At 54.5% G+C, this 19772-nt stretch carries 17 protein-coding genes; 15 read left to right on the top strand and 2 right to left on the bottom strand.

What is annotated here, in order from left to right; all coding sequences use genetic code 11:
- The first annotated feature begins 15 nt into the window (after nucleotides 1-15).
- The 4 genes from GSF01_RS04995 (at nucleotide 16) to GSF01_RS04980 (ending at nucleotide 6422) form a co-directional block, all read left to right on the top strand.
- A complete protein-coding gene (locus GSF01_RS04995; protein ID WP_159881928.1) occupies nucleotides 16-903 on the top strand; it encodes a carbohydrate ABC transporter permease in 888 nt (295 codons plus the stop codon).
- Nucleotides 904-1010: 107 nt separating this feature from the next.
- A complete protein-coding gene (locus tag GSF01_RS04990) occupies nucleotides 1011-2687 on the top strand; it encodes an extracellular solute-binding protein (RefSeq protein WP_159882059.1) in 1677 nt (558 codons plus the stop codon).
- Between the two features lie 379 nt (nucleotides 2688-3066).
- Nucleotides 3067-4641, top strand: coding sequence for a helix-turn-helix domain-containing protein (locus tag GSF01_RS04985; protein WP_159881927.1), 1575 nt, complete (start codon nucleotides 3067-3069; stop codon nucleotides 4639-4641).
- Nucleotides 4638-6422, top strand: coding sequence for a cache domain-containing sensor histidine kinase (locus tag GSF01_RS04980; RefSeq protein ID WP_235941287.1), 1785 nt, complete (start codon nucleotides 4638-4640; stop codon nucleotides 6420-6422). Before GSF01_RS04985 ends, GSF01_RS04980 begins: the two co-directional genes overlap by 4 nt.
- A gap of 264 nt (nucleotides 6423-6686) precedes the next feature.
- On the opposite strand, the gene GSF01_RS04975 is transcribed toward GSF01_RS04980, so the two are convergent.
- Entirely contained in the window at nucleotides 6687-7451 is a 765-nt protein-coding gene (locus tag GSF01_RS04975) for an SDR family oxidoreductase (RefSeq protein WP_159881926.1), read from the bottom strand.
- Nucleotides 7452-7722: 271 nt separating this feature from the next.
- Between GSF01_RS04975 and GSF01_RS04970 the strand changes: the two genes are divergently transcribed.
- The 11 genes from GSF01_RS04970 to GSF01_RS04920 all read left to right on the top strand — a co-directional run bounded on the left by GSF01_RS04970 (nucleotide 7723) and on the right by GSF01_RS04920 (nucleotide 18589).
- The gene (locus GSF01_RS04970) at nucleotides 7723-9549 is read left to right on the top strand and encodes a UbiD family decarboxylase (RefSeq protein ID WP_159881925.1); all 1827 of its coding nucleotides are present in this window, start codon (nucleotides 7723-7725) and stop codon (nucleotides 9547-9549) included.
- Nucleotides 9550-9709: 160 nt separating this feature from the next.
- Entirely contained in the window at nucleotides 9710-10375 is a 666-nt protein-coding gene (locus GSF01_RS04965) for a sigma-70 family RNA polymerase sigma factor (RefSeq protein WP_159881924.1), read from the top strand.
- Between the two features lie 76 nt (nucleotides 10376-10451).
- Nucleotides 10452-10925, top strand: a complete 474-nt coding sequence (locus GSF01_RS04960) for a VOC family protein (protein WP_159881923.1) — start codon at nucleotides 10452-10454, stop codon at nucleotides 10923-10925.
- A gap of 173 nt (nucleotides 10926-11098) precedes the next feature.
- On the top strand, nucleotides 11099-11542 hold the full coding sequence (locus GSF01_RS04955) for an OsmC family protein (RefSeq protein WP_159881922.1): 444 nt from the start codon (nucleotides 11099-11101) through the stop codon (nucleotides 11540-11542).
- A 224-nt stretch (nucleotides 11543-11766) separates the two neighbouring features.
- Nucleotides 11767-12234, top strand: a complete 468-nt coding sequence (locus GSF01_RS04950; RefSeq protein ID WP_159881921.1) for an SRPBCC family protein — start codon at nucleotides 11767-11769, stop codon at nucleotides 12232-12234.
- 51 nt (nucleotides 12235-12285) lie between these two features.
- Nucleotides 12286-12636, top strand: coding sequence for a GntR family transcriptional regulator (locus GSF01_RS04945; protein WP_201305319.1), 351 nt, complete (start codon nucleotides 12286-12288; stop codon nucleotides 12634-12636).
- On the top strand, nucleotides 12573-12920 hold the full coding sequence (locus GSF01_RS04940) for an FCD domain-containing protein (RefSeq protein ID WP_159881919.1): 348 nt from the start codon (nucleotides 12573-12575) through the stop codon (nucleotides 12918-12920). Before GSF01_RS04945 ends, GSF01_RS04940 begins: the two co-directional genes overlap by 64 nt.
- Before the next feature lie 119 nt (nucleotides 12921-13039).
- Nucleotides 13040-14842, top strand: a complete 1803-nt coding sequence (locus GSF01_RS04935) for a PrpR N-terminal domain-containing protein (protein WP_159881918.1) — start codon at nucleotides 13040-13042, stop codon at nucleotides 14840-14842.
- A gap of 128 nt (nucleotides 14843-14970) precedes the next feature.
- Nucleotides 14971-16284: a four-carbon acid sugar kinase family protein gene (locus tag GSF01_RS04930; RefSeq protein ID WP_159881917.1), complete on the top strand. Its 1314-nt coding sequence runs from the start codon at nucleotides 14971-14973 to the stop codon at nucleotides 16282-16284.
- Nucleotides 16281-17288 carry a 4-hydroxythreonine-4-phosphate dehydrogenase PdxA gene (gene pdxA / locus GSF01_RS04925; RefSeq protein WP_159881916.1) on the top strand — a complete coding sequence of 336 codons (1008 nt, stop codon included), beginning with the start codon at nucleotides 16281-16283 and terminating at the stop codon, nucleotides 17286-17288. Before GSF01_RS04930 ends, pdxA begins: the two co-directional genes overlap by 4 nt.
- 134 nt (nucleotides 17289-17422) lie before the next feature.
- A complete protein-coding gene (locus GSF01_RS04920) occupies nucleotides 17423-18589 on the top strand; it encodes an iron-containing alcohol dehydrogenase (RefSeq protein ID WP_159881915.1) in 1167 nt (388 codons plus the stop codon).
- Nucleotides 18590-18906: 317 nt separating this feature from the next.
- Here the strand turns inward: GSF01_RS04920 and GSF01_RS04915 are convergent, their stop codons facing one another.
- Nucleotides 18907-19626: a YebC/PmpR family DNA-binding transcriptional regulator gene (locus tag GSF01_RS04915; RefSeq protein ID WP_159881914.1), complete on the bottom strand. Its 720-nt coding sequence runs from the start codon at nucleotides 19624-19626 to the stop codon at nucleotides 18907-18909.
- Nucleotides 19627-19772: the final 146 nt, after the last annotated feature.

Below are 19772 nucleotides of genomic sequence, written 5' to 3'. Positions count from 1 at the left end.
TAAGGAGAATCTGCTATGAAATTGAATGCTTCAGAAAAAGCTTTACGTACGGTCATCTATATCTTGCTCCTGCTGCTCTCGTTCGCGACTTTTTACCCGTTCTGGAATTCACTGGTGATTTCGTTCAATGTTGGAAGAGACACTTCATTGGGCGGCATCACCTTCTGGCCGAGGGTTTTCACGTTCGAGAACTACATGATCGTTTTTAAAGAGAAATATATTTTCCACGCCTACATGATCACCATCCTGCGAACGGCTCTTGGCACCGTCTTGTCCATGTTTTTCACAGCATTGTTCGCCTACGGATTGTCCAAGAGGGGACTCTTGTTCAAAAAAGGCTACATGATCATCTGTGTCGTTACGATGTACTTCAGCGGTGGGCTCATTCCCTACTTTGTCTTGATCCATACGTTGAAGCTTTACGATACTTTTACTTTTCTCATCATTCACGGAATGGTGAATGTATACAATATGATTATTTTCCGGACTTTCTTTCAGGGCTTACCGGACGGGCTGGAAGAATCAGCTCGTATCGACGGATGCTCCAACTACGGAACATTTTTCCGAATCGTGCTTCCGATCTCCGGACCGGTGATGGCAACGCTGGCTCTGTTTACCGCTGTTGGGTTGTGGAACGATTGGTTTACTCCCGCGGTGTTTATCAACAGTCAAGAGCTGATTCCGCTTCAGACGCTGCTGGTGCAGATTATTAATGCAGGCAATACGGCGACGCTAATCGCCAATTTAAACACTCATGCACAAAGCATGGTTCAGAACACCGTGACGGTCAAAGCGTTGCAAATGGCAACTATGATGGTCGCAACGCTTCCGATTTTGACCGTGTACCCGTTCCTTCAGAAGTATTTTGTTAAGGGAGCGCTGGTAGGCTCGCTCAAGGAATAGACTCCAATATGCAGCCGGACAGGCTTGCAAAAAATTTGGTGATCGGCGGGCTTCCGCTTATTACATATACTTCCAGATGACAATGAGGGGGGCACAAACAGGTGAAAATGAAAAAAGAATACAAGCTGCTCATGAGCGGTCTTCTCAGTACAGCCGTATTGCTCTCAGGCTGTAGCAAGGAGGAGGAAGCTCCAATAACAACGACTTCAAATACTCCTGCGTCGGAGAAGGGCGATGTCAGCGATATTCAGGCTAAGGTGAAGCCGGTTGAATTCAGTTTGTACGTCAACTATGACTGGTACACTTCTCCGACCTGGCTCGAGCGTCCACAGGGCAAGTGGATCACTGACAATCTAAAAGTGAAAGTTGAACCGGTGCAATCTAATGGTGCAGCGGCTCAGAAGCTGAATGCCATGATCGTCTCGGGGAATTTACCGGATGTCATCGTTCTGGATCGCGGCAAAGACTTTGAACGTCTTCAAAGCGCCGGCAAGCTCGTAGCGCTGGATCCTTATCTGGAGAAGTACCCGGAATTCGTCAAGACCATCGGCGAGGAGACGCTGAATATGCTTCGCAGCTCGGACGGCAAGCTGTATCAAATTCCGAACTGGTACATCAGTGGAAACAACGGCAACGGCAACGGCGCTTACTTGGTCGAGAAGAAAATTTACAAAGCTCTGGGATCTCCGAAGCTGGAAACCTGGGAAGATCTTGAAGCCTATCTAAAGCTGGTGAAGGAGAAGTATCCGAGCATCGTGCCGTTGGATTTCGGTGAAGTTCGCGACGGTGCTGATGTTCAAATGCTTGGAATGCTATACAGCGGGGCAGACAATGATCGCACACCTGCATTCATTTCTCCGGGCGCCGGACAAGTATTCGGCGTACCAAGCGGTAATGAGCTGATTTCCGTTTATAAAGATCCAGCTTTCAAGGATGCCGCCCTGTTCAGCAGCAAGCTGTTCCGGGAAAGCTTGACTTCAAAAGATCTGTTTGTCCAAACGCGGGATCAGGTGCTGGAGAAGCTGAAGAAGGGCAAAATAGCCGTGTTCGGTGCTTACGACTCGGTCGTCGAAGGCATCGGCCGGGAGGCCAACAACCAACTGAAGGCTGTCGATCCGGAAGATGGATACGACGTGATCTGGCCTGTGCATAAATCCAGCGTTGATAAGAACAAAGTCTTCCCGTCGGGCTACAATACGCTGGGCTGGAACGTTAACGTCATCACGACGGCAGCTAAAGATCCTGAAGCTATCTTCTCATATATGAACTGGGCTACGAGTCCGGAGGGACAACAGGTGCTGTTTTTCGGACCGCAAGGCTTGTTCTACGACAAAGTGGAGAACGGCGTTCCGATTCCGAACGAAGCCTACATCAAACGCGATCCGAAAAAATATGATGAACTGAAAATCGGTGAGTACAACTGGTATGGCAACACCTCCTACGTTGACACTGCCAAAGCAGCGCGTGAGAAACTGCTGCCGACGGAGGCACAGGATTGGACAACACTCGCACAAGCTAATGTTAGCTTCAAGACGTCCAAGAATATGACCGAATTCTCCAATCTGGATCCGGCCCCAAACTCTGAGGAAGGCATTATCTTACAGCGGCTGAAGGACCAATACAGGCAAGTCGTGCCGAAGATATTATTCGCCAAGAGTGACGAGGAAGTCAACACCCTCATCGCCCAGGCAGACCAGGAAGCAACCAGACTTGGGTATGACAAAGTTTTGAAATGGAAGACGGCGAAGTGGCAAGAAAACTTGAATAGAATTAACAATAAATAAAAGGTTTAAGTGGGGAATAGAAAGTATGGGGACATACTTTCTTTTTTCTCTACAATTGTTGAGAGAGATTACAACCGGGGATGGTTATAGAAACGTTTCATTTTTTTTATATGACTTATTAACTCGTTTGCCAGTTGATTTAGGTCGGGTTGATGACCTATTATGATGGAAGACACCTCTTCTGTTGTGGCAGTGGAAGCTTGAGACTCTCACTTTACCAAACGAAGCGGTGTTTTCTATGTAGCAAGCCATGTATCCGATCGGGGAAGCGGCGTATCCAGACCCTGGGGTGAGACGAGGTTGGGATACGACAAGCTGCTGAAGTGGAAGGAAGCCAAGTGGCGCGATAATGTGAGAAAGCTTTCAGGGAGGTGACGGGGTGTACCGCGCTGTTCTGGTGGATGACGAAATATACGATTTGGAAGGCCTCCGGGTTCTGATCCCCTGGGGGGAGCTTGGCGTTCAGGTCGTATTCTGTGCGGAGAAGCCGCTTGCAGCTCTGCAATATATAGAGAACCACAAATTCGATATTTTAGTGACCGATATTAAGATGCCGGTACTGACGGGGCTGGACTTGTCCCGCAAGGCGCTCGAGAACAACCCGAATGTGAAAATCGTGTTTATTAGCGGCTATCAGGACTTTGAATATGCAAAGCAGGCGATGCATTTGAAGGCGGACGGGTATATCCTTAAGCCTGTTGATGATAATGAGGTCATTGATGTGCTTCGTAAGGTCGTTCAGCAGCTGGAAGCTCAGAATGAGCAAAAAAGAGAGGCAACGGCCATGCTGTTGGAGTCCTATGATTTTATCAAGACCAGTTTCGTCCAGCATCTCCTTGAGGGGGGGGTCGAGCCGCAGAAGCTGCGTACATTCCTGGCGAATTACCCGCTAGAAGTACAAGAAGGTAAAGCGATCGCGGTGTTGGTTGAAATCGACGACGCCCTTTGGCGGTATGGGCATGAACAGAATGGCAGCATGCAAGGTGCAGAGGCGGAGCTTCACTCCATTGGAGCGATGATCGAAGCCGGGGGACTGGGACAGTGGTGCAAGTATACGGATTCACAGCTGGGATTTCTGTATACAGCGGACCCGGAGCGAGTAGAGGCGGAGCTTGAAGGGCTGTGCGAGGAGATCAGGAACACACATGCTTTTACCGTGACGGTGAGCTATGGGGAGCCTGCCGATTTTCCGGAAGGCATCCCACATTCTTTTCGACAAGTGAAGGAGCGAATGGGCTACAAGATGTTCTTCGGTAAAAATCGGCTGATTCATCCAAGTATGAGCAAGCTAAAGATGGCCGAGGACGTAAAGGATATTCAAACGATATTGGATGCTACCTTTAAGGCGATGACCAATTACGGGCTGGTGGCGATCTGCGATTGTGTAGACGCTTTGTTCGAGACGGTTTCTGCTTTTAAGAAGCCGGTTGAGGTGCATAGTTTTTCTATTCATATCGCATCTAGGCTAGAGGCTTATCTGAATCAGTTGAATGAATCGTTCGCCAGTCTATTGGGCTGGAAAATGGAGCATTTGGATCTTATTCGAAGTTTCGAGACGATAGAGGACATCAAGTCTTGGTTCCGCAAAACCTTGTTCGAGATCGCCGAGAGGCTCTTCATGCGCCGCAACGGAAAGAACCGCCGGTTAATCGAACAAATCGAAAATTATGTCAAGGAGCACGTGTCTGAAGACATCACGCTGAAGGAAGTGGCCAACCGCTTCTCCTATTCCCCTAATCATCTGGGCTACTTGTTCCGCGAGAATAGCGGAGAGTCGTTTAACGATTACGTTGTTAAGATCCGTATGCAAATGGCTATGAACATGCTGAAGAACCCCCAGTATAAAATCTATGAGGTCTCCGAACAGGTAGGATATAAATCGCTGGCCTATTTCAGCAGGATGTTCCGCGAACATGTGGGCATGTCGCCTGGTGAATTCAGGAGACAGGGATGAAGCGGAAGTTGGCAAAAATGATGCGTATAAGAAACGTGTGGAGGCATCGACGTAGCGGGGAATGGTTCTTACCGCTCCGCTATAAAATATTAATCTCCTATATGTTTCTAGTTTTGGTTCCTGTTATTCTGATCGGCAGCTACGCATACAAGTCCTCGCAACAAGCCATCAGCGAAAATACAAGGGCCAACCTGGAGATAGCCGTACGGCAGCTCGGCAGCAACGTGAACTACAGAGTCGACGATCTGATGAGGGTAGCTGAGGTTTTATTCGCCGACCAGACGTTGTCCGGTTATTTGTCCGGCTATTTTATGGATTATGAGAAGTATGCGGTGACGACTCAGTATATTTTGCCCCGGCTTGAATCTGCAGTTAATATGCCGAATATGAATATGCAAATTTCCATGTATCTAGATAACAGCCGGATCAGCGAGTTTTATTACAATTATAGCTTGACGGAAACAAAAAAAACGACTGCTGCGGGAAGGCAGTATTCCATTTTCCACACGGATCGAATACGTGGAGAGGAGTGGTACCGTTCCCTTCAACTAAATGTGGACACCAAGCTCTGGAAGCAGGTTGGCGATGATGAGGCTCAATACCAAATCTCATACTTGCGTCCGTTAATTAATTACGACACACTGGATACAATAGGGTTCATCAAGATCACGGTCAAGCTTACAGATATTTTTAGTGATATGGATCTTACCAAGCTTGGGAAGGACAGCAGGCTGCTTGTTACGGACAGCGGGAACCGGTTGCTGTACACTGGCTCAAGGATTATGGAGCAGTCAGACGCCACCTTGTCGATGGAGAATGGCGAGCAATATTTACAGATTCGGCAACCGATCCCCTCCATGCCGGCGAGCATCGAAGCCTGGATTCCATATGCATCGTTTCAGGATAATGCGAGGCAAGTCCGAAATTTGACGATTCTGGTCTGTGTCTTGAGCTTAGTTGTTCTGACGATCATAAGCGTCATTATGTCACGATATTTGCTTCGTCGTTTTTACAAGCTGATCGATTCGCTGCGCGCGTTTCAGGAAGGAAATTTCCATAAGCGGATGCCGTCATTAGGCAAAGATGAATTTGGTCGGATCGGAATGGCGTTCAACGAAATGGCCGCGACAATCGAGAAGCTGATTGATGAGGTGTATGTGGGAAAGTTGGAGAAGAAGGAGGTGGAGCTTCAGGTTCTGCATGCGCAGATGAATCCGCATTTTCTGTATAACACGTTTTCATCCATTAGCAGGATGGCTAAGCTGGGTGAAATAAATAAGCTCGATGAGATGATTCGTAGTCTGGCGATGTTTTACCGTCTGAGCCTGAATAAAGGGGAAATGCTGATTCCGATAGGAAAAGAACTGCAGATCATTCAGTCTTATCTTGACATTCAACGAATCAAATTCGCGGACAGAATTATAGCTAATTTCGAGGTCGATGAAACGCTGTCGGAGTACACCACAATCAAATTCATCCTGCAGCCGTTCGTGGAAAATGTGTTGGAGCATGCCTGGTACGATGATCGAATCGTCATTACTGTTCGGGTCTACTCCGAAGGGGATGTGATCTGGATGGAGGTGGAGGATAACGGCCTGGGTATGAGGCAGGAGATGATCGATTCCGTGTTGGACCCGTCCGGGCAGGGACTCGGCTACGGCATTTGGAATGTGGATGCGCGGATTAAGCTTCATTTTGGTAAGCAATACGGCGTCAGCATAATCAGTGATTTGGGCGAGGGAACACTTGTCAGGATCAGTTTTCCACCGGAAACAGTCTGAATGTTGCAATGCCAAAGCGGGCGCTCATTAGTTGAGTCATGAGTCTGACAAGCTGCGCTGAACATTGTAAAACGGCTGTACCTATGAAAGAATGGGGCGGCCGGTTGGTTATCTCCTTCCGATGTGATGATGATTAGTGCTTAAAACAAAAGGGAGTAGGGGTCACGGATATTCTGGATCGCGGCAGAGTAGATGGCCGTCTTCCCGTACGAGACTGCCGGCACTGCCGGCAGCCTCGCTCGGTACTAGCGGAAGGGCAGCGAGCTACAGATGAGAACCGCCGCTGGCATCGAGCAATTGACCGGTTACCCAGCGGCTGTCCGATGAGGCGAGGAAGGCGGCAATATCCGCAACATCTTCAGGCTCCCCCCATCTCTTGAAGGTTGAGAGGCCAGCGGCATAATCCCGTCCAGCGGGATCTTGCAGCGTTCCCGCATTCATCTCTGTATTAATAATGCCGGGCGAGATGGCGTTTACCGTAATCTGACGGCTCCCAAGCTGCTGTGCCAACGTGCGCGTCAGGGTATCGACTGCCCCCTTGGACAGGCTGTAGGTGAAAACGCTGGGAGAGGCCGCGCGAGTAACTAACGATGAGATATTAATAAGACGGCCTCCGTCTTTCAGGCGCGGCAAGGCTTGCTGGGTCACGAAAAGCAGTGCTTTGACATTGATGTTCATGACTTCGTCAAAAGACGCTTCCGTCGTCTCTTCCAGGGTCATCATTTGGCCGATTCCAGCATTATTCACAAGAATATCAAACCTATTATCCCCGGTACGTTCCTGAAGGGCCTCGTCCAATAGCGCAAATAACTCATGAGTGCCGTTTACGGTACTTAGGTCAGCGCCGAGCGTGAAGGCAGCGCCTCCGTGTTGCTCGATAGTACGAACCACTCCTTCTGCTTCCTGCTGTCTTCTTCCGTAGTGGACCGCAACGACGGCGCCCTCCTGCGCCAGACGCAGCGCAATACCGCGGCCAATCCCCCGGCTTGCTCCGGTAACTAAAGCAATCTTACCGTTCAATTTTCCCATACCTTCATCTCCTTGTTTGGAATTCATGCTTAGTTATATCACAAGGGGATTTTTGAAATGTTGCTCTCTCATTCGGCATCTCCATTCCCCTTCATCTCGTCGGGCCGCCTTAGCTATCGTTTCCTGACCAGCATATTAACGCCCTTCTTTCCCACCACGCCGCCAAGGCTAGACCGCTGTGCTTCTCAAGCCTGACGCGAACATGTAGAATAAGATTAGTTAGTTTCATATTTCCGCAGCAATCGACTGCCGATGATAGGAGTAGTCTGTTATGTATCCGACATTGGAAGCATGTGTAAACGATCTGGAACGGCATGGACATCTCGTCCGGGTCCGGGAAGAGGTAGACCCCGAACTGGAAATGGCCGCGATTCACTTGCGGGTGTTCGAGGCGGGAGGTCCGGCACTCTTATTCGAGAATCTGAAAGGCTCGCGATACCGGGCGGTTTCCAACCTGTTCGGGACTCTCGAACGAAGCAAGTTTATATTCCGCCAGACGTGGGAATCGACGCAGAACGTCATCGCCCTCCGTAATGATCCGATGAAGGCGTTGAAGCAGCCGTTCCGTCATGCTCACGTGGCGACGGCGGCGGCGAAGGCGCTGCCGCTTCGGCAGAAGGGCGGTCTGTCCGGCTTCCAGGAAGTAGCGATAACCGACCTTCCATTGATCAAGCACTGGCCGATGGACGGGGGCGCTTTCGTTACGCTGCCGCAAGTGTATACTGAGGACCCGGACAAGCCAGGCATGATGAACGCGAACTTGGGGATGTACCGGGTGCAGCTAACCGGCAATGACTATGCGACGAACAAGGAAATTGGCATGCACTATCAAATTCACCGGGGCATCGGCATTCACCAGCATAAGGCGAGCCGCAAGGGCGAACCGCTGAAAGTGAGCATCTTCATCGGCGGTCCGCCGGCGCATACGCTGTCGGCTATTATGCCGCTGCCGGAGGGCTTGAGTGAACTCACATTCGCCGGCCTGCTGGCGGGCCGCCGTTTCCGGTACAGTTATGTGGACGGATACGCCATCAGCCACGACACCGACTTTGTCATAACAGGCGAGATTTATCCCGGGGAGACGAAGCCGGAGGGGCCGTTCGGCGACCATCTCGGCTACTACAGCCTGGTCCATCCGTTTCCGCTGATGCGCGTCCGGAAGGTGTACGCTAAGCAGAACGCGATCTGGCCGTTCACCGTCGTCGGCCGGCCGCCGCAGGAGGACACGGCTTTCGGTGCGCTTATTCACGAATTAACCGGCGATGCTGTAAAGCAAGAGGTGCCGGGCGTGAAGGAGGTTCATGCCGTCGATGCCGCGGGCGTCCATCCCCTGCTGTTCGCGATCGGCACTGAGCGATACACCCCATATACCAAGGTGAAGCAGCCGGCCGAGCTGCTTACGATCGCGAACCGGATTCTGGGGACGGGCCAGCTCAGTCTTGCCAAGTATTTGTTCATCGCCGCTGAGGAAGGACAGCCGCTCAGTACGCATCGGGAAGCGGAATTCCTCTCGTACGTGCTGGAGCGGATCGACCTCAGGCGCGATCTTCATTTCCAGACGAACACGACCATCGATACGCTCGATTATTCCGGAACCGGGCTCAACGAAGGGAGCAAAGTCATATTTGCGGCCTGCGGCGACAAGAAGCGCGAGCTCCGCACCGACGTGCCCGAGCAGCTTCAGGGGCTGCGGGATTACGGCAATCCGGTGCTCGTCATGCCGGGCGTCGTCGCGCTGGAGGGCCCGGCATTCGTAAGCTACGCGGATGCCGAGCGGCAGCTGCGCGAGCTGACGGACGCGATCGGCGCGCGCGGGGCGATGCCGGGCTGCCCGCTGATCGTGCTTTGCGACGACAGCTCGTTCATGGGCGCGTCGCTGGCCAACTTCCTGTGGACGGCCTTTACCCGGAGCAATCCATCCCATGATATATACGGAGTGAACGCCGGGTTCGAGTTCAAGCATTGGGGCTGCGACAACGTCGTCATCGACGCTCGGACGAAGCCGCATCACGCCCCTCCGCTGGTCCCCGACGCTGGGGTCGAGAAGCGGATCGACCGGCTGTTTGCCGCCGGCGGCAACTTGAGTGGCGTTTTGTAACGAGAGCGCCCCGGGATAAACAAGGAGCATCTGCCGCCGGCAGACTGCTCCTTGTTTCATTTGGGGTGGAACGATATGCTGCGAATCGATCCGTCAGGACCTTAGTTGAGCTTGGCGATCCAAAAGAAGGAAAGGGCCTTCTTTTACAGAATTAAGAGTCATGGACTGGAAAGCGATTTTATTCAAATACAGTATTCGGATCGCCGGGAATCATTGGGATGCGGAGGATTTGACGCAGGATGCATGGCTTAAGCTGATTGAGGCACTGCGCAAACAGCCTAATCGGCCAGTGTCCAACGCCTTTCTGTATCGGATTGTCAAAAACGCCTGGATAGACCTCCAGAGAAAGGGTCAAGTTCGAACCGTGCCCCTGGCTGAGAGTCATGAGGGAAGCTCTCCGGATCCTTCGCTGTCCAGCTGGGAGCTGTTGGAGGTGCTGGCCGAGCTGCTGCCGCCTAAGATGGCCGTAATTTTACTGTTCATGGATGTGTTTGATTATACGGCCAAAGAAACCGCTGAATTCCTTGGGATGAAGGATGCCGCTGTACAAGTGACTCTTGGCAGAGCCCGAAGGAGGCTCAAGGAATTGGCCGCATCATCGGGGGCCAAGCGGCCGAATCCGGCTCATACGGCTGACTCCATCCGTTTGGATGCGTTAGTGGGCGCTTTTCGCAGGCGCGATCCGGACGATATGTACAAGGCCTTCATAGGGTTGACCCGACAAGGCATTCAACTTACCCGGCTTCGGAAGGTCGGGGGGAGCTTGCACTTTACATTCAGAGACCCGGACGGCAACGTATTTCAAGTCATATCCAACTTATCTTAAATATGTTGTTTGGTTTTTTATCTTTTACTCGTTTATTCACATGTAAGGATCATAACTAACGAGAAGGGTGATGTAGATGTCGGAAGATTCAAGAACGCTGCCTGGCAATTCTTTGAAATGTATTTGTTCGGTGTATGTGCCGGTAAAGAATGTGTTGCGATCGGCAGAATGGTGGCAACGGAATTTTGGACTGGAGTACGCGGTGCCCTACAATCCAGCGGAGTTCCAAATCATTCTCAAGCTCTCCGATGGACAATGGCTGCATCTGGTGGAAACCGGGGAGAAGATCGATAGCCAGTTTCCGGATAAGGCAGGTTTCCCCATGTTCAGGTTCACGTTCGAGGTAAGGGAAATCGAAGTTTTATACAATCGTCTGCAGGTGAGTGACGTGCAAGTAGCGGATCTCGAGGATCGCGGCAGCTGCGGGATCAACTTTGTCTTCTATGACCTAGATGGCAATAAGTTCGACGTTAATGAAGCCGTCAACGCGCACCGAACGCCGGAGGAAGTAGAGAGGTTAAAGGCTCAATTATTTCAGTATGCTCAATAAATGGAAGCGTCCTGCTATAGTCCTCAAGCGGGCAAGCGATAGCAGGGTCTCCTTCGATGGATTGACAGTTGGCGAGGACGCACTTATAATACGCATAACACATAGTGGAAAAGTATGAATTTAATTGTGGATCATCCGGGAACGCAAATTTATTCATCAAGGGAGAGAGTAACATGGCTGCTGTCCAAACCTTCAAAGCAACTGCGCACTTGCAAGATGGGGTTCAAGTGAAAACAACCTCCAGACATTTCGAATTGACGATCGACGAGCCCAAGAGTCTGGGCGGAACGGATACCGGCATGAACCCGGTCGAAGCTCTGCTGGCCTCGCTAGGCGCATGCCAGTCTATCGTTGCCAGAGTTTATGCGCCCAAGTTTGGCGTGAAGCTCGAGGCTTTTAGCGTAGATGTGGAGGGCGATATCGACCTTGATGGATTTTTTAACAAATCGGACGTCCGTCCGGGTTACTCCGACATCCGTTATACGTTCAAGATCAAAACCGATTCGCCGAAAGAAAAGGTGGAGGAATTCGTACGATTCCTGGAGAGCAAATGCCCGGTTGGAGATACGATCGCGAACCCGGTTAATCTCAAGCTGGAAAGCATTATCCTGGAATAATCGATAACCCTCGGGGTTAATGATCGGCCGGATGCAGGTGAGAGGGTTGTGACAGGCTGCCGGGAGGCAGGCTGTTGCAGCTCTTTTTGGTTTTTCCATCAACAGCCCGCGGGCAGGAACGGAAAGAATATCATTGCGGAAAAAGCGCAAGCCATAAGAAATCACTTCAAAGATGATTGGTTATTATAGGGAGGAAGCCTCATACAAAGGAAGGGGTAATCCGAATGTCGAACTTGAATCACGCGCCGGTTGTCAAGGCGGAGATGCTGATTAGAAGACCGGTGGAAGAAGTTTTCGAAGCTTTTATCGATCCGGACATCACGACAAAGTTCTGGTTTACGAAGAGCAGCGGGAGATTGGAAGAAGGTAAGACAGTCCGGTGGGATTGGGAGATGTATGGGGTAGGGGATGACATTTTCGTGCAAAGCATCGTGGCCGATCGGCTGATTCGGATCGAATCGTCGGATGGCACCCAGGTCGAGTGGAGCTTTGCTTCGCGGGGGCCGCGTGAAACGTTTGTCACCATTGCGAATTGGGGATTTACGGGCGAGCGGGAGGATATCGTCAATCAAGCTATAGACTCCATGGGTGGGTATACGATGGTGCTGTGCGGGCTTAAGGCGCTTCTTGAGCATCATATTGTCCTGAATCTGGTAGCGGACAAGGCCCCGGATGCTCACGTTAATCGCTAAGAGCTTCCCTCATTAGGAAATTCACCAGTTTTTGGGTATAAAACGTATGCTTTGTTGAAGGAAAGCATCATTCGCCGCAAATTCGACCCGAATCAAAAGCTGTCCATCCCGGAATTATCGGATCAAATGGGTGTTAGCCGTACTCCTGTTCGGGATGCGTTGAACCGGCTTGAGATGGAGGGCTTGGTGAAGACGGTATCCAAGGTCGGTACCTTTGTCGTGGCTATTACGGCTGAGGACGTGCTGAATATCATGGATACCCGCCTTATGCTGGAGCTTTGGGTCGTCGATAAGCTGGAGGGCGTCAGGAAGGATGTTCTGGACACAGGCTGGCCAGGATGGAAGACATCCTGGAATCGTCGGCGCAGGAGGTGCAGGCGCATCGGGTGGACGCGTATCTGAAGGCCGATTACAACCTGCAGTTCCACCTGGAATTCATGGAGCTGGGTCAGAATAGAAACAACACGGACGTGTATATGAGGACGATGAACTACCGGTACATCACGATGAAGTCGACCATCGTATCGGAAGAGACGGTAGCGGCGGCGCAAGCGCAGCACCGGCAGATCGTCGACGCTCTGAAGGGGGGCCGGACCAGCGAGATGAAGCGTGTGATCCGGCTTCATCTGGAGGATTCCAAGGAACGTTTATTGAAGACGATCTATGACAATGGAGGCAGTATTTAATCTTACGGTTGGAACTGTTGCAAGAATGAAGACGAAGCGTCGCTGCTAGCGGCGCTTTTCTTTTTGTAACTGGTTCGATATACTTTGTGTATCAAATTGCAACGAGGGGTTGTTGACTTATGATCCAGGCACTTCTGATTGCGCCTTACAAAGGCTTGCTGGAGCTGACGAGCCATCTGAAGCCGGAGCTTCACGACTTCCAGGTGACGATGGTGCAGGCGGACCTGTCGGAGGTGCTGCCTATGCTCGGGAAGATCGAATCCGGGGGCTATGACGTGATTATCAGCCGCGGGGGAACGGCTCGTCTGCTGCGCCGCCATACACAGGTCCCCGTCGTCGAGATTCCGATATCCGGCTACGATATTATCCGCATCCTTACGCTGCTCAAGGACTGCGGAGTACGGGTGGAGATGATCGGCTTCCGCTCCGTTATCGAGGGCTTCATGGCTGTATCCGGCATTTTGAGCATCGATATCCACTATACCGTCATATCGGATGAATCCGAGGTGGACCGTGCGCTCGCCGAAGCCCAAGCGGCCGGAACCGGCATCGTGGTGGGCGATGCGGTCACCCTTCGCAAGGCCCGGGAGCATGGGCTGGAGGGCATGCTGATCACCTCGGGCCGGGAGTCGCTGCTGGATGCGTTCGCCCAAGCGCGGCAGGTCCGTGCGATTGCGCAGCGCTTCCGCCGGACTTGCGCGATGTACGAGGAGCTGCTGGATACGGTCGAGGAAGGCTTCGCCGTCCTAGACGGGCAGGCGCGTCTCCACTATGCCAATGCTTCCTTCCGCAGGCTCTATGGATTGGAGGGGCAGGACCTTGACCCGGACGCCTGGACTTCCCGGCACCCGTGGATGACTGAGGTGGCCAAATGCCTGAGCCAAGGGATTATCTTCGATGAAGCTATGCCGATCCGGGACGTATCGCCGCCCCGGGCCCTGTATGCGGGACCGCTTGCTGCGGAGGGCGGCCAAGACCTGTATTTCCTGCGGACGGGAGTCCGCGGAGGGAGGCGCGAGGAGGCCAGCGTGCGAATGACGGCGGTATCCGGGATGTTCCCGTCCCCGTGGCTTCCTGCGCATGCGGCCTTCGGAGACGCGCAGCCGGCGAACGTTCTTGGCGCGCGGGAGCGGCTTGCGCTATGCGGCGAGCCCGGCACCGGCAAGCGGCTGTGGACGGAGGCGGCTTGTCAGGCCGATGGACGGACCGGACTGCTGCTGGAGCTTCGTCTCCAGAAGCCCGGAGAGCAGTCGCTCAAGCGGTTGCGGCAGATGGCGCTGTTGGCGGATGAGAGCACGACGCTGCTCCTAAGCGGGCTTGCTGGACTGGAGGCTGCACATCAGAGGACGATAGCCGCCATGCTCGGCGAGACGTCCGCCGCTTGCGTACTGGCATTCGAACAGGAGCCGTCGCTGCTGGCGGAGGAGGGCCGTCTGGAGCCTGTCCTGTATGAGCTGTTCGGGGAACGCGTCATTCGGCTGCAGCCCCTTCGCGAGCGGAGGGAGGAGCTGGAGGGGCTGATCCGCATGCTGATCACGAAGGCCAATGAGGCGACAGGCCGGCAGATCGTCGGCATGCAGCCGGAGGTGCACGAAGCGCTGAAGGGGTACTCGTGGCCGCGGAATCTGCTGGAGCTGGCGGAGACGGTCGAAGCTTTCGTCACCCAGGCAGAAGGGGATTATATCGATGGAAAGGCGCTTGCTCAGCTCGGATTGGAAGGACGGGCGGGCAGGGGGAGCGAATACGGGGAAAAGCAGCCCGGGACCGGTCACGTGAATCTGAACCAGACGCTCAAGGACATCGAACGAGATGTGATTATGGCCGTGCTGGAGGAAGAGCAGATGAATCAGTCCAAGGCGGCGAAGCGTCTGGGCATCAACCGGGCTACCTTGTGGCGGAAGCTCAAACAAAATGACCTATAGCGTGAATATATATGTTGCAATATTAAGCTATTTATCAATAACTTGAAATTTGTGTTGCAAATTTATACTTGGTGTATTACGGTTAGGGCAGATGATCTCTAACATAAGAGCCAAGGTGGGAGTTGGAATTGGAACTAGCCATTATAGCGGATGATTTGACCGGTGCGAATGATACCGGCGTTCAACTCGCCAGATATGGCTGGAAGACCTCTGTGCTGATGGAAGGAAGCGGCATCTCCTCCTCGGAGAGCGAACGGCTCGATGCGATCGTGATCGATACGGACAGCCGCGCTTCCTCGCCGGAGGAGGCCTACGCGAAGGTTGAACAGGCCGCCCGTCTGGCGGTCAGGCTCGGCTGCAAAACCTTGTACAAGAAGCTGGATTCCACGCTTCGGGGCAATATCGGGGCTGAGCTGGATGCCGTCTATGAGGTAGCCCAGCCGGACTTTCTGCTGATCGCGCCTGCATATCCGGATAACGGGCGTACCGTTATCGATGGGGTGCTGTATGTGAACGGGGTGCCGGTGCATGAGACGGAGGTCGGTCGAGATCCCAAGACGCCCGTGACAGAATCGCGAATCCGGGAACTGATCGCCAGCCAATCCGATCAGCCTGCCGGCTCAGTCAGCCATCAGGATCTGGACCGGGGGGCTTCGCATCTGCAGAAGCTGATGGAGCGCTGCTATAGCAGCGGGATTCGTTATCTGGTCTTCGATGCGAGAACCGGGGATGACCTGAAGCTTATCGCAGAAGCAGCTGCCGGCTCAGGCTACTCCGTAGCCTGGGCGGGCTCGGCCGGGATGGCTCAGTGTCTGGCCCGTTCCAAGCAAGCGGTTCCCCGCAGCAGGCGAGTGCCGGGGGGATCGGGTCTGCACAAGGCTCCGGTGCTGCTCGTCGTAGGCAGCGTCAGCCAGGCGTCGCGCAGGCAGCTCGAAGCGGTGCTGACCCGGCAAGCGGCCGCCGGTGTCGAGCTTCAGGCGACAGTCGCGGTAAGCGGCGGCGGAGCGAAGGCTGCGGAGCTGGACCGGGCTTGCCGGGAAGCGGAAGCGCGGCTGAGCGCAGGAGATCATGTCGTGCTGTACAGCTCGGGAGAAGCGGCCGATATCGCGGCTGCGAACGAAGCGGGACGCCTCATCGGTCTGGACGCCCGAGAAGTCAGCCAGGCCATCGCCGAGGCGCTGGGCGAGGCGGCGACCCGGCTGCTGGAGCGCTGTAGCGTGCAAGGGCTTGTCCTGACCGGCGGGGATACGGCCCGGCAAGTATCCCTTCAGTGGGGAGCAGCGCGCTTCGAGCTGCTGGACGAGGTGGAGAGCGGCGTGCCGCTCGGCATATTGGCGGGAGCGGGCTCGGCAATCTATGCCGTAACGAAGGCGGGCGCCTTCGGTTCGGACGAGGCGCTGGTGAAGGCGATTAACCGGATAGGAGAGGAGGGGCGAAGTTGAAGCCGATCATAGGCATAACGATGGGGGACGGCTCAGGCGTCGGACCGGAGATTATCGTGAAGGCGCTTGGCCATGACGAGGTATGGGAGAGATGCCGACCCTTGATTATCGGGGATGCGGGCATTATACGCAGGGCCGCACGCGTGGTCGGCAGCACTTTGGAAGTGAAAGCGCTTGATTCCGTGAAGGAAGCGGGATTCCGCAGGGATGTCCTGGAGGTGCTGGATCTGAAGCTGCTGCCGGACGATCTGCCCTTCGGGCAGGTTCAGGCGGTGTCGGGTCATGCGGCCTTCCGTTATATCGAAAGGGCGGTAGAGCTTGCGGCATCCGGCGAGATTGACGCCATCTGCACGGCGCCCTTGAACAAGGAAGCGCTGCATAAGGGAGGCCATCCTTACCCGGGCCATACGGAGATTTTGGCCGCTTTGACGGGAACCGAGGACTACTCCATGATGCTGCATACGCCGAAGCTGAAGGTTATTCATCTGACGACGCATGTCGGCTTGCTGGACGCTATCCGAATGATCGATCCCGAGCGCACGTACCGGGTGATACGCTTGGCGCACGAGACGCTGACCCGGGCTGGCATGAGCTCCCCGCGCATCGCGGTATGCGGGATTAATCCCCATGCCGGAGAGAACGGCTTGTTCGGCAACGGGGAGGAAGAAGAGAAGCTGGCCCCGGGGATCCGGCGGGCGGCGGATGAGGGAATATCCGTTACGGGGCCTTATCCGGCGGACACGTTATTTTACCGCGCCGCACGGGGGGATTTCGATATGGTGGTAGCCTGCTATCACGATCAGGGGCACGCCCCGGTGAAGGTGCTGGGCATCGAGTCGGGCGTGAACATCACCGTAGGGCTGAAGGGCGGTATCATCCGAACGTCGGTGGATCATGGGACCGCCTTCGATATCGCCGGACGGAATCTCGCGGATGAGAGCAGCCTGCTGTACGCCATCCGGGTGGCTTCGGAGCTCGCTCCGAAGCCGGAGGAACAGTCATGAAGAAGGACAAAGCCCTTGTTTCCTTACACCTGCGACGTTTGACAGCCTGGCTGCTGCACTGACAAGGCAGCACCCGACAGAATGGTCAGAGCCGGACACAGCCCCGGACATCTGAACTGGAGGAATGTTGGAGTATGGCTGCCTATCAATTCCGCACGGCGGGGCGCGTAATCGCCGGGGTTCACGTAGCCGAACAGGCGGTTGATCATATCCGGGAGCTCGGGACATTCCGCTCGGTGCTTGTCGTCTCCCAGCCGTCGATCCAGCGCTCGGGCTATCTCGATACGCTCGCCGCCATGCTGGTCCAAAGCGGCCTGTCCTGCCGCATATACGCGGATGTTCAGCCGGAGCCGACGGAGGAGCAGCTGACGGGGATGCATCAACAGGTCGTGCAGGGCGGCTCCTTTGATCTCATCATCGGGGTAGGCGGAGGCAGTGTGCTGGACGCGGTCAAGCTGCTCGCTGTGATGGAGACGAATACGATGAGCATCCGCGAGATGCTCGGGACGGGCTTGATCGCCCGTGCCGGGCTGCCTACGGTGATGATTCCGACGACCTCCGGCACCGGCTCGGAGGTTACGCCCAACGCTATCGTTACGCTCCCCGAGGAGGAGCTGAAGGTAGCGGCGGTCAGCCCGTATCTGTATCCGCAGCTTGTGCTGCTGGACCCGGTGCTGACGCTGACCTTGCCGCCCGCGATTACAGCGGCGACGGGCATGGACGCCTTCACGCACGCGCTGGAATCATACATCTCGCAGAAGGCCAATCCGATCAGCGATATGTTCGCCCTGGAGTCGATCCGCCTGATCGCTTCCAGCTTATCGGAGGCTTACCACGACGGCGGCTCGCTGCAGGCCAGAGAACGGATGCTGGTCGGCTCGATGTACGGCGGGATGGCGTTGTCCAGCTCCGGGACGGCGGCCGTCCATGCACTGGCCTATCCGCTGGGAGGCAAGTTCAAGATTGCTCACGGCGTGGCTAACGCGATGCTGCTGACTCATGTGATGGCATACAACCTGGATGCGATCACAGGCCGCTTGGCCGAGGTAGCTGCGGCGATGAAGCTGCCCTCAGCGGAGGAAGGCTCGGACTCGCAGGCGGCGGAAGGGGTAATCGCCCGCATCGCCGAGTGGACGCGTGAGCTGCGCATTCCGCAGAACCTGCGTGACTACGGGGTAGGGGAAGCCGACCTCGAACCGCTGACGGCAGCGGCTTCACAGGTGAAGCGGCTGCTGGACAACAATCCGAAGCCTCTGGATCTGGACGATATTCGCCGTATTTATAGACAACTGATGGGATAGGAGGAGACGATTCGATTGTAAGAACAGCTGTAACTCCTGAAGAGATGAAGGAACTGGAGCAGGTGCGATTGCGACGATCAGCAATTCAGCTCCTGACGCTCATTCACCAACCACGGTGTCTCCGGGCTGGTGACGAGGTGCTCAGTCCTCGGGTCATAGACAATAGCTTATCCGTGCGGATGATTCGGCTGGAGAACGGCTGCATAACGAGAGAACCGCCAGGTCAGGGACTGACCTGGCGGTTCTCTCGTTATGGCTTGCCCTCATCGGGCGACGAGGCGGCTGGTTTACCGCCGCATGGCTAAGGCAAGCTGCTCTTAGTCCTCATACTCCACGTTATGATACACCTGCTGAACGTCCTCAAGGTCCTCCAGCGTATCGATGATCTTCTCGAAGGGAGCTTGAGCTTCCTCGGGAAGGGTGACGTAGTTCTGGGCCAGCATGGTCAGCTCGGCCACGGTAAACTCCGTGATGCCTGCCTGACGGAGCGCCTCCTGCACCGCATGAAACTGATCGGGCTCGGCATAAACCAGAATATTGTCTTCCTCTTCCTCGATGTCCCGGACATCGACATCCGCTTCGAGCAGGATCTCCATCACTTCATCCAGCGACTTGCCGGCAACGCCGATGACTGCCGTAGCGTCGAACATGTAGGCGACCGAGCCGTTGACGCCCATATTGCCGTTGTTCTTGCTGAAGGCTGCGCGCACGGCGGAAGCGGTGCGGTTCACGTTATTGGTCAACGCATCCACGATGATCATCGAGCCGTTCGGGCCGAAGCCCTCGTACCGCAGCTCCTCGTAAATCTCATCGGAGCTGCCCTTGGCCTTGTCGATGGCGCGATCGATAATCGCCTTGGGTACGTTGTACGTCTTCGCCCGCTCCAGCACGACCCGCAAAGCGCGGTTGGACTCGGGGTCCGGCTCGCCCTTGCGGGCAGCTACATAAATCTCAAGCCCGAACTTGGCATAGATTCGGCTTGTATTGGCATCCTTGGATGCCTTCTTTTCTTTGATGTTATTCCATTTACGACCCATCTCGAACCTGCTTTCCTAAAGAATGTTCTCTTCCCTATTATAACCGATTTTCCGGCAGGATGGACAGCCTTCCCGCGAGTCGGCCCAAACCGCTCCCCGCCAATCGCCCAGCCGCCGGAGAGAATATGAAGACAATCTAACCCTTC

Source organism: Paenibacillus puerhi (assembly GCF_009846885.1).
Taxonomy (GTDB): Bacteria; Bacillota; Bacilli; order Paenibacillales; family NBRC-103111; genus Paenibacillus_G; species Paenibacillus_G puerhi.
Note: the sequence above shows the minus strand (reverse complement) of the source record. Positions and strands in the feature narration are given on the sequence as shown.

Bases quoted from the DNA above. Each gene is read 5' to 3' on its own strand.
- GSF01_RS04995 (WP_159881928.1), top strand. From the start codon at position 16: ATGAAATTGAATGCTTCAGAAAAAGCTTTACGTACGGTCATCTATATC.
- GSF01_RS04980 (WP_235941287.1), top strand. From the start codon at position 4,638: ATGAAGCGGAAGTTGGCAAAAATGATGCGTATAAGAAACGTGTGGAGG.
- GSF01_RS04940 (WP_159881919.1), top strand. From the start codon at position 12,573: ATGGAAGACATCCTGGAATCGTCGGCGCAGGAGGTGCAGGCGCATCGG.
- GSF01_RS04960 (WP_159881923.1), top strand. From the start codon at position 10,452: ATGTCGGAAGATTCAAGAACGCTGCCTGGCAATTCTTTGAAATGTATT.
- GSF01_RS04920 (WP_159881915.1), top strand. From the start codon at position 17,423: ATGGCTGCCTATCAATTCCGCACGGCGGGGCGCGTAATCGCCGGGGTT.
- GSF01_RS04975 (WP_159881926.1), bottom strand. From the start codon at position 7,451: ATGGGAAAATTGAACGGTAAGATTGCTTTAGTTACCGGAGCAAGCCGG.
- GSF01_RS04955 (WP_159881922.1), top strand. From the start codon at position 11,099: ATGGCTGCTGTCCAAACCTTCAAAGCAACTGCGCACTTGCAAGATGGG.
- GSF01_RS04935 (WP_159881918.1), top strand. From the start codon at position 13,040: ATGATCCAGGCACTTCTGATTGCGCCTTACAAAGGCTTGCTGGAGCTG.
- GSF01_RS04990 (WP_159882059.1), top strand. From the start codon at position 1,011: ATGAAAAAAGAATACAAGCTGCTCATGAGCGGTCTTCTCAGTACAGCC.
- GSF01_RS04970 (WP_159881925.1), top strand. From the start codon at position 7,723: ATGTATCCGACATTGGAAGCATGTGTAAACGATCTGGAACGGCATGGA.
- GSF01_RS04965 (WP_159881924.1), top strand. From the start codon at position 9,710: ATGGACTGGAAAGCGATTTTATTCAAATACAGTATTCGGATCGCCGGG.
- GSF01_RS04915 (WP_159881914.1), bottom strand. From the start codon at position 19,626: ATGGGTCGTAAATGGAATAACATCAAAGAAAAGAAGGCATCCAAGGAT.
- GSF01_RS04950 (WP_159881921.1), top strand. From the start codon at position 11,767: ATGTCGAACTTGAATCACGCGCCGGTTGTCAAGGCGGAGATGCTGATT.